The organism is Pseudokineococcus sp. 5B2Z-1 (assembly GCF_037482305.1).
Lineage (GTDB): Bacteria > Actinomycetota > Actinomycetes > Actinomycetales > Quadrisphaeraceae > Pseudokineococcus.
On the sequence record NZ_JBBHZG010000001.1, the window covers coordinates 674,543 to 686,974 of the forward strand.

The window sequence follows — 12,432 nt, forward strand, 5'->3', positions numbered from 1 at the left end:
TCGCGCCCCGCAGCCCATCGTCTCGGCGTCGGCGTCGTCAAGGCGCGGGCCGGGGTCGCGGCGCGGCCCCGGGCCCTCGTCGGCGCTCAGGCGGCGGCGAGGCCGTCGACGCGCCGCACCTCGTCGGGCGAGAGGGAGAAGCCGAAGACGTCGGCGTTCGCGGTGATCCGCTCGGGCGTCACGGACTTGGGGATGACGACGACGCCGTGCTCGAGGTGCCAGCGCAGCACGACCTGCTGCGGCGTCACGCCGTGCACCTGCGCGACCTCGGCGAGGACGGGGTCGCCGAGGTCGGTCTTCTTGAAGGGGCTGTAGCCCTCCACGACGACGCCGCGCTGGCGGCACGCGTCGAGGAAGCCCTGGTCGTGCAGGGCGGGCGCCCACGGCACCTGGTCGACGGCCGGCGCCTCGCCGCTGGACCGGACCAGCTCGTCGAGCTGCGCGGTGCTGTAGTTGCTGACCCCGACGTCGCGGGCCTGGCGCTCGGAGCGGGCCGCGAGGAAGTGCTCCCACGTCTGCGGGCTGGCCTCGCCCCCCGGAGGCCAGTGCACCAGCCACAGGTCGACGAAGTCGAGCCCGAGGAGGTCCAGCGAGCGGGACAGCACCTCGCGGGCGCGCGGCGCCTCGTCGGGCGGCATCTTCGTCGTCACGAAGACCTCGTCGCGCGGGACGCCGGACTCGGCGAGGGCGCGGCCCACCTGGTCCTCGTTGCCGTAGCCGGTGGCCGTGTCGATGTGCCGGTAGCCCGCCTCGAGGGCGTGGAGCACCGACCGGTAGCAGTCGTCGCCCTCGGACTGCCAGGTGCCGAGCCCCAGCAGCGGCATCTCGCCACCGCCGGGCAGGGAGGCCGTGGGTCCGGGCAGGGACGTCGTCTCCGTCGTCATGCCCCCACCCTGGCCGCCGCTCCCGCGGCGCGCACCCCCGCCGTCGTCCACGGGACGGAGGCGAGGACCGGGTCCGGTCCGTGAGGTGGCCCGGCTCGGTGGCCGGGAGCCCCGGCGACGGCGCCGGGCAGGAGGTGCGAGGTGGAGCTGAGGGGATTCGAACCCCTGACCCCCTCGTTGCGAACGAGGTGCGCTACCAGCTGCGCCACAGCCCCTTGGAACGTCCGGAACCCTACCAGCGCCGCCGGGGTGGGCGGCACCGGGAGCCCTGCGTCGCGCGGGCGGCGCCGGTCCGCGGCGCTCAGGCCGAGCGGCGGCGCCGCGACCCGCCCTGGCGGCGCCGGCGCTCGCGCGCCGCCGCTGCGCCGTCCGCGCCCGAGCCCTCCTGCGCGGGCGCGTCCTCGCGGGCGCGGGGTCTCGCGGCGGCGGGGCCTCGCAGACCGGCGGCGCTGTCGGCGGCGGCTGCGGCCCGCAGGTCTGCGAGCGACGGGAGCAGACCGGTCACGGCCCCGGTGCGGGCCGGCGCCGGCGCGTCCGCCGCGGCGCCGTCGGCGGGGGTCGCGTCGAGGTCGAGCAGGACGGCCTCGAGGCGGGGGGAGGCGTCGTCGAGGACGGCGTCCGCGCGGGGCGAGCCGGCGGCCTCCTCGCGGCCGGCCCCTCGGGCGGTCGCTGCTCGTGCGGCGTCGGGTCGGCGCGCCCGGCGGCGCCGGGCCCGGGCGCGCAGGGCGACGACGTCGAGCACCAGCGCGGCGACGGCGGCGGGGGCGGCGACCAGCGGGAGCACGCCGACGACCGCGAGCACGACCGCCGCCACGGCGCCGACGGCGACGGCGAGCAGCTGGACGGCGGGCAGCCGGTGGCTGCCCGCGGCCGGCCCTCGGGCGCCGGCCCCGGCACCGCGCGACGACGCGGTCGCCCCCGCGGCACCGGCGCCGTCGGTGCGCTCCCGCGGCGGCGGCACGGTCGCGGGAGCCGTCTGCAGGCGCTCGGCGGGGCCCTCCACGACCTCGCCGCGCACGAGGGCGGTGGCCGCCTCCGGCGCCGAGGAGCCGGGCGCGCCGACGGGCGCCTGGGCGAGGTCCGCAGCAGTGGCAGCGGCAGGAGCTGAGGCAGGGGCTGAGGCAGCAGCTGAGGCAGCAGCTGGGGCGGAGGCGGGGGCGGGGGCGGCGAGGACCCGCCGGGAGCCCGCGCCCGGGGAGCAGCGGGGGCGCGGCACCGTCGAGCGGCGCTCGAGCACGCGCGGGCCCGGGGTCGCGCGGCGCAGGCCCGTGCCCGCGGACCGGAGCGCGAGCGGCTGCCCACCGACCGTCCCGGGCGCCGCGAGCCCGACCGAGGTGGAGGCCGAGGAGGAAGGGGCAGCGCCGGCCCGCGAGGCGCGTCGGCGCGGGGAGGCGTCGCGGGGGGCGCCGGCGCGGGACACGTGGGTGCCGGAGCCGTCGACGTGCTCGCCGCGCCCGGCCGCCTGCCACTCGCCCAGCTCGGCCCGGCGCCGGGCCATGCGCGGCACGCCCACGAGGAGCACCGCGAGGACCAGCAGCGCAGCCATCGCCCCACCGTCCACGCAGCGGACGCTAGGAGTCCCAGGGCCCGGCGTCCGGGAGGCGCGCCGCCGCGCCCGGCGGCGCGGCGGGACGGCGCCGTCAGGACGTCGTGGGGCGCCCCCCGCGGGCCGCGAGCCAGCGGGAGAGCAGGCCGTCCGGCACCTCCTCCGCCGTGAGCGCGAAGGTGCGGTGGTCGCGCCACGCGCCGTCGATGTGGAGGTACGCGCGGCGCAGCCCCTCGTCGCGGAAGCCGAGCTTCTCGACGACGCGCAGGCTCGCCGCGTTCTCCGGCCGGATGTTGACCTCCACCCGGTGCAGGCCCGCGGAGCGGAAGCAGTGGTCGGTCACCATCGCCACCGCCGTCGGGGTGATGCCGCGTCCCGCCACCCGGTGGTCCACCCAGTAGCCGATCGTCCCCGAGCGCAGCGACCCCCACGCGACGCCCGCCACCGTCAGCTGGCCGACCATCCGCCCCGCGTGCTCGACGACGAAGGGCATGGCCTGCCCGAGCCGCGCCTGCTGGCGCAGCTCGCGCACCATCGCCGGGAAGGAGGGCGGCGGCAGCGACCCCGCGGGCGGGGTGGCCTCCCAGGGCGCCAACCAGGCCGCGTTGACGTCGCGCAGCCGCGCCCACGCGGTGCGGTCGCCCCGCCGCAGCGGCCGCAGCACGACGTCGGACGACCGCAGCTCCACCGGCCAGCCGTTCACCGCGCCCCCGCGGGCCGCTCGCCGGCGCCCGACGCCCGGTGATCGCCTCCGGCGCCCGACCTCGGATGATCGCCTCCGGCGCCCGACCTCGGATGATCGCCTCCGGCGATCTGGTCCAGCGCGTGCGGCAGCACCTCCGCCAGCACCTCCAGCGCGTCCCGGCAGGCGCCCGGCGAGCCGGGCAGGTTGACGACGAGCGCCCCGCCCGCCGTGCCCGCGAGCCCGCGGGACAGCGACGACGTCGGCACCCCCTTGTCACGGCCCCGGGCGCGCAGCGCCTCGGCGAGGCCGGGCAGCTCGCGGTCCAGCACGGGCGCCGTCTGCTCGGGGGTGAGGTCGCGCGGCGTCAGCCCCGTGCCGCCCGTCGTCAGCACGACGGCGGCCCCGTCGGCCAGGGCCGAGCGCAGGGCCCGGCCGACGGGCTCGCCGTCCTCGACCACCACGGGGTCGCCCACGGCGAGGCCCATCGCCCGCAGGCCGTCCACGAGGAGCGGGCCGGCCTCGTCGGCGTAGGTCCCGCGCGCGGCGCGGGTGGAGGCGACCACCACCGCCCCGGTGCGGGGGCCGGCGGCCGCGACGGGCGGCCGCGCCTCAGCCACGGGCCCAGCTCCCCGAGCGTCCGCCCGTCTTCGCGGTGACGCGCACGTCGGTGATGACCGCCTCCCGGTCGAGGGCCTTGACCATGTCGACGAGCGCCAGCCCGGCCACGGCCACGCACGTCAGCGCCTCCATCTCCACGCCGGTCCGGTCGGCCGTGCGGACGGTGGCGGTGAGCTCCACGCCCTCGTCGACGACCACCGCGTCGACCTCGACGGCGTGGACGGCCACCGGGTGCGCGAGGGGCACGAGGTCGGGCGTGCGCTTGGCGGCCTGGATGCCCGCGAGGCGGGCCACCGCCAGCGCGTCGCCCTTCGGCACGCCGTCGCCCCGCAGGGCGTCGACGACGGCGCCCGAGCAGCGCACGAGGCCCGCCGCGCTGGCCGTGCGCACGGTGACGTCCTTGGCCGAGACGTCGACCATCCGCGCGCGGCCGCGCTCGTCGAGGTGCGTCAGACCGCTCACGCGGATCCTCCCGGGGTCCAGTGGGTCGTGGTCGTGGTCGTGGTCGTGGTGGGTCTGGTCGTGGTGGGACGTGGTCGTCGGCGACCTGGGGGCTCAGGGGCCCGTCGCCGACGGCGACGCCGGGCCCTCGGGCGCGGAGGGCTGCCCGCCCCGCCCCAGCAGCATGCACGTGAGCGTCGTCCCCGGCTCGACGGCCACCACGTCCTCGGGCACGACGGCCAGCGCCGTGGCCGTGACGAGGTCGGCGACGAGGTGGCTGCCCGGCCCGCCGATCGCGCCGACGCGGGCGACGCCGTCCTCGCCCCGCTCGAGGCGCACGCGGTAGAGCTGGCGCTTGCCGGCCACCGAGGTCCAGCCCCGCTCGACGACCGCCTCGACGACCGGCCGCCCCAGCTCCTCCTCGCCCAGCACCACCCGCAGCAGCGGCCGGACGAACGCCTCGAAGGACACGTAGGCGCTCACCGGGTTGCCGGGCAGGGTGAGGACGCGCACGGGCCGACCGGCGTCGTCGGCGAGCCACCCGGCGCCCTGGGGGCCGCCGGGCTGCATCGCGACGCGCACGAAGTCGACGGCGCCGTCGGCGGCCAGGGCCTCCTTGACCACCTCGTAGGCGCCCGCGCTGACGCCGCCGGTGGTGAGCACGAGGTCCGCCGTCGCCAGCTCGGGGCGCAGGACGGCGAGCAGGCGCGCGGGGTCGTCCTCGACGGCGCGCACCCGCCGCGCGAGCGCGCCGGCCTCGCGGCAGGCCGCGACGAGCGCGGTCGAGTTCGAGTCGTGGATCTGCCCGGGGCCGAGCGGCTCCCCCGGCTCGACGACCTCGCTGCCGGTGGAGAGCACGAGGACGCGCGGCCGCGGGTGCACGAGGACGTCGGAGCGGCCGAGCGACGCGAGCAGCCCGAGGTGGCGCGGCGACAGGCGCTCCCCCGGGCGCAGCACCCGCTCGCCGGCGGCGACGTCCTCCCCCGCGCGGCGCACGTTGCGACCGGCCGCGACGGGGCGGCGGACGGCCACCCGGGCCGGCGGCGGGCCCGTCTGCGCGGCGTCGGTCCACTCGACCTGCACGACGGCGACGTCGGCCGTCGCGGCCGGGTCCTCGGCCACGGGCACGGGGGCGCCCGTCATGACCCGCACGGCGGCCCCCGGGCGCAGCCGCGGCACGTCCGCCGCCCCGGCCGGGACGTCCCCGACGACGTCGAGGACCGCCGGAGAGGCGTCGTCGGCGCCCGCGACGTCGGGCGCGAGGACGGCGTAGCCGTCCATCGACGAGCCGTCGAAGCGCGGGAGCGGCTCGACGGCGACGACGTCCTCGGCGAGCACGAGGTCGAGCGCCTCGAGCAGGGGCAGGCGCTGCGCGGGCAGCGGGCCGGCCCCCTCGAGCACGACGGCGAGGTGCTCCTCGAGCGACCGCGCCCCCGCGCGGGGCGCGGGGGGGGCGCCGCCCGCGGTGGCCGCTCGGCCCTCCGGGGCGGTCACGGGGCCCGGAGGGCTCAGGAGCCCTGGGCCGGGGCGGCCGTGAGCTCGTCGACGCTGTCCCGCAGCCACTCGCGCAGCTCGGGGCCCAGGTCCTCGCGCTCGCAGGCCAGGCGGACCACGGCCTTGATGTAGTCGAGCTTGTCGCCGGTGTCGTAGCGGCGGCCGCGGAAGACGACGCCGTGGACGCCGCCCCCCTCCTCGACGGGCATGCCCGCGAGGGTCTGCAGCGCGTCGGTGAGCTGGATCTCGCCGCCCTTGCCCGGGGGCGTGCGCTCGAGCACGTCGAAGACGGCCGGGTGGAGCACGTAGCGCCCGATGATGGCGAGGTTGGACGGCGCGTCCTCGACGGCCGGCTTCTCGACCATGCCGGTGATCTTGACGACGTCCTCCTCGAGGGCGTCGGACGCCGCGTCGTCGAGGGTGGCGCAGCCGTAGAGGTTGACCTGGTCGCGGGGCACCTCGAGCAGGGCGACGACGCTGCCGCCGACGCGCTCCTGCAGCGCCGTCATCGTCGTGAGCAGCGGGTCGCGCGGGTCGATGAGGTCGTCGCCGAGGAGGACGGCGAAGGGCTCGTCGCCGACGTGCGCCTTCGCCACGTGGACGGCGTGGCCGAGGCCCCGCGGGTCGCCCTGCCGGACGTAGTGGACCTGCGCCAGGTCGGTCGAGGAGCGGACCTTGTCGAGCTTGGAGTCGTCGCCCTTGGCCTCCAGGCCCGCCTCGAGCTCGACGTTGCGGTCGAAGTGGTCCTCCAGCGCGCGCTTGCCGCGCCCGGTGACCATGAGCACGTCCTCGAGCCCGGCCGCGACGGCCTCGCGGACCACGTACTCGATGGCCGGGACGTCGACGACGGGGAGCATCTCCTTCGGCGACGCCTTCGTGGCGGGGAGGAAGCGGGTGCCCTGCCCCGCCGCGGGGATGACGGCCTTGTGGATGCTCATGCGGCGCAGGCTAGCGGCGCCCCCCGACGCCGGGCGCCCCGCTGCTCCACCCGCGCGGGAGCACCGCCCGGGGGGGGTGGCCCGGCGGGCGTCGCTCCCGCACACTCCGGACGTGGGCGGAGAGCGCGCGGGGGGCCGGGCCGGGACGGACCGGGGCGGGACGGACCGGGCCGGGGCCGGCGGGACCGGGTGGGCGGCCGACGGGCCGGGGGCGGCCGAGCCCGCCAAGGCGGAGATCCGCCGCGCCGTCCTCGCGCGGCGCCGGCAGCGCCCCGCCGAGGAGCGGGCGGACCTGGCGGCGCGCCTGCGCGACGTCGTCCTCGGCACGGGCCTGCTGCCCCACGAGGGCGGCACGGTCGCCTGCTACGCCTCCCGGGGTGGCGAGCCCGGCACGTCGGCCCTCGTGCGGGCGCTGGCCGCCCGCGGCACCACGGTGCTCCTCCCCCACACCCACGACGGCTCCGACGGCCGGGGGACCCGGCTCGGCTGGGGCCGCGCGCCCGGCACGGCGCAGGGCCCCGCCGGGGAGGAGCCGCCGCTGCGGCCCGGTCCCGACCTCGGCCCCGGTGCCCTGCAGGCGGCCGACGTCGTCCTCGTGCCCGCGCTCGCCGTCGACACCGCCGGCCGGCGCCTCGGCAAGGGGGGCGGGTACTACGACCGGGCGCTCGGCGAGCTGCGCGAGCACCGCGGCTGGCTGCCGCCGGTCGTCGCCCTCGTCCACGACGACGAGGTGCTCGACGCCGCGGTCGAACCCGTGCCGGCGGAGGCGCACGACGTCCGCGTCAGCCACGTCGCCACGCCGGGCCGCTGGATGCGCGTCGACGGGTAGGCGGCGCCGGTCCGGACGGAGGCGCCGCGCCCGCCGTCCGCCCGGCCTCAGCCCGCGGACGTCGAGCGGGGCGCGAGGACGAGCTCGTCGCGGGCGGCGTCCTCGACGGCGCCCGGCGTCGAGGGCCACGCGAAGGTGCGGCCCTCCGCCCACGCGCCGAGCTGGTCGGTGGCGTGGCCGCTCCAGGGGTGCTCGCTGACGCCCGCGAGGTCGACCCAGCGGGAGGCGTCGAGGTCGGCGAGGTCCACGACCATGCGCATCGAGGGCACCGCCGTCACGCCGTAGCCCTCGCGGGCGTCCCAGGAGGTGGCGTCGACGAGCGAGGTGCTGCCGCCGAGGTCGACGGGGCCGGCCGTCCACAGCGCGCGCACGGGCGCCGGCACCGACTCGTCGCCCAGCACGTCCTGGCGGAGCGCGAGGCGGTGCAGGCGGCCCCACTCCCAGTCCTGCGGGTCGGCCCCGAGGGTCGCGGTGAGCTCCAGGCGCGCCTGCTGCAGCGCGCGGCCGAGCACCTGGTCGCGGGTCTCGACGACGGCCGGCGTCGTCGCGTCGTCCCACCAGGGGCTGTCCGGCTCCTCGAGGAGCTGGCCGACGACGGTGAACCAGCGGCTCCCGCCCCGCGGCTGCGCCGTCTCGGGCAGCTGGTCGGCGAAGGTGAGGCGCAGGAGCGTCGACCAGACGGCGTTGTAGTACGCCGCGGGGGCGCTGTCGGCCGTGGTCGTGCCGTCCCAGCCGCGCAGCAGCTCGACCGCCTCGCGGGTGAAGGCGCGGCGCTCCGGGCTCGAGCCCGGGTCCTGGGGCAGCGGCGCGTCGAGCAGGTACGGGACGAGGACCTCCGCGAAGGGGTCCACCCGGTCGGTCTGCAGGGCCTCCACGTCGTCGGCCGTGACGGGCCGGCCCGCCGCCACCTGCTCCTCGAGGACCTCGCGGATGCGCTGGGCGCGGTGGCCCATGTCCGGGTCGGCGGTGAGGAAGGGGTCGAAGGCGTCGGTGATGCGCTGGTTGGCGCTGACGACGAGCCCGTCCGGGGGGTCGAGGACGGACGGCATGTCGGCGAAGGGCACGGCGCCGACCCAGTCGTAGTCGGGGTCCCAGCCGGGGCGGGGCCACGTGCCGGTGCCCTGCCCGAGGCCGGCGCCCGGCTGGCGCAGGGGCACGACCCCGGAGGCCTGGTACCCGATGCTGCCGCTCGTGTCGGCGTAGACGATGTTCTGGCCCGGCACGACGAAGAGGGAGGCGGCCTCCCGGACGTCGTCCCAGTCGCGGGCCGCGTCGAGCGCGAAGACGGCGTCCATCGTGCGACCGGGCTGCAACGCGGTCCACGACAGCGCGACGGCGTAGCCGTCGGAGCCGGCGGGCGGGGCGTCCTCGGGCACCGGCGCGGCCCGCCCGGCGGCGGCCAGCTCGGGCACGACGTCGGACAGCAGCGGCCCGTGGCCGGAGCTGCGCACCTGGATGGCCACGTCCTCGCCGCCGGCCACGCGGATGGTCTCGGTGCGCGTGGTGAGCGGCACCTGCTCGCCCGCGCGGAGGGCGGCGCCGTCCCGGACGCGCTCGAGGTAGAGGTCGGTGACGTCCGAGCCGGTGTTCGTGAACCCCCACGCGACGTCGGCGGTGTGGCCGATGACGACGCCGGGCATCCCCGCGAAGGAGAAGCCGCTGACGTCGAAGGGGCAGTCGGCGTCCACCACGGTGCAGTGCAGCCCGACCTGCGACCAGGTGCTGGGGAAGCTCGCGGCGAGGTGGGGGTCGTTCGCGAGCAGCGGCTCGCCCGAGGCGGTGTGCTCGCCCGAGACCGCCCACGCGTTCGAGCCGATGCCCCCGGTGGCGCCGGAGCCGTCGCCGAGGAGGTCGGGCACGGCGGCGAGCGCCCGGTCGGCGCCCGCCACGGGGTCGGCGGGGTCGGCGAGGGCGGCCACGACGCCGGCGAGCACCTCGTCGTCCTCGGCGGGCGCCTCCGACGTCGTGGCGGCCGCCGGCGCGAGGGTGCCCGGCGCGCCCACCACGGGCTCGCCGACCGAGGCCGACGGCGGCGGGAAGAGCTGCTCGACGAGGCCGACGTCCCCCACGGCGCCGTACGCGGCGGCGCGCGCCAGCTCGTCGGAGTAGTTGGCGCGCAGCGACCAGGCCATGGCCTTGAGCCAGGCGAGGGAGTCGACGGGCGTCCACTCCTCGACGGGCCCGAGGTCCACGCGCGTGCCCAGCGCCGTGTACGCGGCCGAGAGCTCGCTCGGCGAGCGCCCGCCCGTGTAGGCGTTGACGCCGTCCGCGTAGGCCTCGAGGTAGGCGCGGGTCTCCGGGGCCAGGAGCGGCAGCTCGGCCTCGGCGACGCGCCGCCAGCCCATGGTGCGGACGACGGCGTCGGCCTCCACGGCGCCCGGGGCGTCCCCCACGAGCTCGGCGAGGCGGCCCGCCGTCACGTGGCGGCGGAAGTCCATCTGGAAGAAGCGGTCCTGCGCGTGGACGTACCCCTGCGCGAAGAAGAGGTCCTCGGGGTCCTCGGCGTAGACCTGGGGCACGCCGCGCGCGTCGCGCAGCACGCGCACCTGGGCGCCGAGGCCCGGGACGGCCACCTCGCCGGAGGTGTCGGGCAGCGGGCGGCGGAGCAGGACGACGACGGCCGTCACCGCGACGAGCGCCACCACGAGCACCACGGCGAGGGCGACGACGCCGGCGGATCGTGGTCGGGGCACGCGGCGAGGGTAGCCGCCGCCCCACGCCGGCCCCCTCTCCCGGACTGCCGCGCCCGGCGGCGGGTCGCCCGCGGGCGGGGCCCGCCGGGCCGGTGCAGCGGTCGGCGGGAGCACCCACGCGTCGCGGGCGAGTAGCCTTGGCACTCGCGGCGGCCGAGTGCCAGCCGCCCGGCGGGCTCACGGGTCCGCCCGCTCCGAGCTCCGCCCACCGCCGCCCCGTCGGCGCGACCCCGTGGAGGCCCTGTGCCCGTCTACGCCTACCGCTGCACCGAGTGCGGCACCCCGCTCGAGGTGCAGCAGTCCTTCAGCGACCCCAGCCTCACCGAGTGCCCCACCTGCTCGGGGCGCCTGCGCAAGGTCTTCAGCACGGTGGGCATCGTCTTCAAGGGGTCCGGCTTCTACCGCAACGACTCCCGCACCGGGACCGGCGGCGGCTCGAACGGCGGCAGCGGGTCGGGTGGCGCGGCCAGCGGCAGCGGCTCGAGCAGCAGCGGCAGCACGTCCGAGGGCGGCGGCTCCGGGACCACCGCGTCGACCGCGGCGACCGCGGGCTCCTCCGGCGGCTCGGGCTCCTCCGGCGGCTCGGGAACGTCGGGCTCCTCCGGCGGGTCGAGCTCCTCCGGCGGCTCGGCCGCCTGACCGCGCGGGCGGAGCGGCGGCGCCGCCCGCTGCGCACAGCCCCGGCAGCACGGATCCCCGTCCACAGGGCGCCGGTGGCGCCGCCGCCGGGGCGACGGCGCTCCTAGCGTCCCGGCGTGGTCACCTCCCGCTCCGACGCCGTGCGAGCCCCGCGCACCGGCCGTGGCCGGCCCGGGGCGCCGTCGAGGTGGTCCCGGCGCCGGCGCGGGGGCCGCCCGGGGGGCTCGCTGCGGGGTGCGCTGCGGGACCGGCTGCCCCCGTGGTCGGGCCGTCGCACCGTCGCGGCCCTCCTCCTCGCGACCGCCGCGGGGACCGCGGTGCAGGCCCTGCGGCCGGCGCCGGCGGCGGAGGACGGCACGGTCGTCGTCCTCACGGCCGACGCGCCCGCCGGCCACGTCCTGCGGGCGACCGACCTGCGCGCCGCCCCGGCCCCGCCCGGGCTCGTGCCCCGCGGCGCCGCCGCGTCGACCGCCGCGGCCGTCGGGCGCCGCCTCGCCTCGCCCGCCCGCGAGGGCGAGGTCGTCACCGACGCCCGCCTCGCCGGCCCGGGGCTGCTCGCCGGGGCCCGCGCCGGGGACGTGGCGGTCGGCCTGCCGCTCCCGGCGGCCTCGAGCGAGCTCGTCGCGCCCGGTGACGTCGTCCTCCTCCTCGCCGCCCCCGCCGACCCCCTGCTCGCCGACCCGTCGGCAGCCACCGCCCCCGGTGCCGCCGTCGTCGCGGAGCGCGCCGTCGTGCTGCGGGTGCCCGAGCGCGCCGGCGACGGCGCGCTCGGCCCGCTCGGCGGGGACCCGGCGGGCGGTGTCGTCGTCCTGGCGCTGGGCCGCGACGAGGCCCGGGGCGTGGCCGCGGCCGTGGCCGCCGGGAGCGGCGTGCAGCTCGCCCTGCTGCCCGACCCGTGACCCCTCGGTCCGCGCCGCCCCCGCTCGCGGGCCCCACCCGCGACCCCGGCCGTGATGTGCGCCGGCGTCGCCCGGAGCCCTGCCCGGGGTGCGTAGGTTCGCAGCGCCCGCCGCCCGGCGGGCGGTCCCGGACGGCGCCGGCCGGGCGGGCGAGGACGGCGGGCCGGGCCCGCCCCACCGAGGAGGGCACGTGCTCAGCGGCTTCAAGGACTTCATCCTGCGCGGCAACGTCATCGACCTGGCCATCGCGGTCGTCATCGGCGCCGCCTTCACGGCCATCGTGACGGCCATCAGCACGGACGTCTTCGGCAACCTCATCGCGGCGATCTTCGACGCGGAGGACATCGGCACGCTGGGCGTGGACATCCCGAGCCGGACCGGCGACGGCGCCACCACCGTCGTCTTCGGGACGACGATCGCCGCCGTCCTCAACTTCCTCATCGTCGCGGCGGTGCTGTACTTCCTCGTCGTCGTCCCGATGAACCGCCTGCTCGCCCTGCGCAAGCAGGGCGCGGAGCCCGACGTCGCCGCCCCCAGCGAGGACGTCCTCCTGCTGCAGGAGATCCGCGACCTCCTCGCCGCCCAGCGCGCCGCGGGCGCCGCCGGCCCGGGCGCGCCCGGCGGGGACGCCGACGCCGCGGGCGGCGCGGGCCCGGCCGGTCAGCGGGGCCCCCACCCCAGCTGAGGCCCGGCGCGGGCGGTCCCGCGACTCCCCGTGGGGTCGCTCTGCCGGGCCCCCGTCCCGGGAGGACGACGAGCGCCACGT

12 protein-coding genes and 1 tRNA gene are annotated in these 12,432 nt (G+C 79.1%); 4 read left to right on the forward strand and 9 right to left on the reverse strand.

Annotation, left to right across the window (positions count from 1 at the left end; translation table 11 throughout):
* Positions 1-86: 86 nt before the first annotated feature.
* From WDV85_RS02815 to galU, 8 genes are all read right to left on the reverse strand, one after another.
* Complete coding sequence (locus WDV85_RS02815; RefSeq protein WP_339569168.1) at positions 87-884, reverse strand: aldo/keto reductase; 798 nt, start codon at positions 882-884, stop codon at positions 87-89.
* Between the two features lie 142 nt (positions 885-1,026).
* Positions 1,027-1,099 (reverse strand) — tRNA-Ala (locus WDV85_RS02820).
* Positions 1,100-1,185: 86 nt separating this feature from the next.
* On the reverse strand, positions 1,186-2,430 hold the full coding sequence (locus WDV85_RS02825; protein WP_339569169.1) for a hypothetical protein: 1,245 nt from the start codon (positions 2,428-2,430) through the stop codon (positions 1,186-1,188).
* Positions 2,431-2,524: 94 nt separating this feature from the next.
* The gene (locus WDV85_RS02830) at positions 2,525-3,118 is read right to left on the reverse strand and encodes a GNAT family N-acetyltransferase (protein WP_339569170.1); all 594 of its coding nucleotides are present in this window, start codon (positions 3,116-3,118) and stop codon (positions 2,525-2,527) included.
* 11 nt (positions 3,119-3,129) lie between these two features.
* Positions 3,130-3,732, reverse strand: a complete 603-nt coding sequence (locus WDV85_RS02835) for a MogA/MoaB family molybdenum cofactor biosynthesis protein (protein WP_339569171.1) — start codon at positions 3,730-3,732, stop codon at positions 3,130-3,132.
* Positions 3,725-4,153: a cyclic pyranopterin monophosphate synthase MoaC gene (gene moaC, locus WDV85_RS02840; protein WP_445263182.1), complete on the reverse strand. Its 429-nt coding sequence runs from the start codon at positions 4,151-4,153 to the stop codon at positions 3,725-3,727. Before moaC ends, WDV85_RS02835 begins: the two co-directional genes overlap by 8 nt.
* Positions 4,154-4,288: 135 nt before the next feature.
* Positions 4,289-5,668: a molybdopterin molybdotransferase MoeA gene (locus tag WDV85_RS02845; RefSeq protein ID WP_339569173.1), complete on the reverse strand. Its 1,380-nt coding sequence runs from the start codon at positions 5,666-5,668 to the stop codon at positions 4,289-4,291.
* Positions 5,669-5,682: 14 nt separating this feature from the next.
* Positions 5,683-6,606 (reverse strand): UTP--glucose-1-phosphate uridylyltransferase GalU, encoded by a 924-nt coding sequence (gene galU, locus WDV85_RS02850; protein ID WP_339569174.1) that lies wholly within the window; start codon positions 6,604-6,606, stop codon positions 5,683-5,685.
* 112 nt (positions 6,607-6,718) lie between these two features.
* On the opposite strand from galU, the gene WDV85_RS02855 reads away from it, so the two are divergent.
* Positions 6,719-7,435: a 5-formyltetrahydrofolate cyclo-ligase gene (locus WDV85_RS02855; protein WP_339569175.1), complete on the forward strand. Its 717-nt coding sequence runs from the start codon at positions 6,719-6,721 to the stop codon at positions 7,433-7,435.
* Between the two features lie 47 nt (positions 7,436-7,482).
* On the opposite strand, the gene WDV85_RS02860 is transcribed toward WDV85_RS02855, so the two are convergent.
* Positions 7,483-10,128: a penicillin acylase family protein gene (locus tag WDV85_RS02860; protein ID WP_339569176.1), complete on the reverse strand. Its 2,646-nt coding sequence runs from the start codon at positions 10,126-10,128 to the stop codon at positions 7,483-7,485.
* A 243-nt stretch (positions 10,129-10,371) separates the two neighbouring features.
* On the opposite strand from WDV85_RS02860, the gene WDV85_RS02865 reads away from it, so the two are divergent.
* From WDV85_RS02865 to mscL, 3 genes are all read left to right on the forward strand, one after another.
* Positions 10,372-10,767 (forward strand): FmdB family zinc ribbon protein, encoded by a 396-nt coding sequence (locus tag WDV85_RS02865; RefSeq protein ID WP_339569177.1) that lies wholly within the window; start codon positions 10,372-10,374, stop codon positions 10,765-10,767.
* A gap of 116 nt (positions 10,768-10,883) precedes the next feature.
* Positions 10,884-11,666: an SAF domain-containing protein gene (locus WDV85_RS02870; protein WP_339569178.1), complete on the forward strand. Its 783-nt coding sequence runs from the start codon at positions 10,884-10,886 to the stop codon at positions 11,664-11,666.
* A gap of 190 nt (positions 11,667-11,856) precedes the next feature.
* Positions 11,857-12,351: a large conductance mechanosensitive channel protein MscL gene (gene mscL, locus WDV85_RS02875; protein ID WP_339569179.1), complete on the forward strand. Its 495-nt coding sequence runs from the start codon at positions 11,857-11,859 to the stop codon at positions 12,349-12,351.
* Positions 12,352-12,432 lie beyond the last annotated feature (81 nt).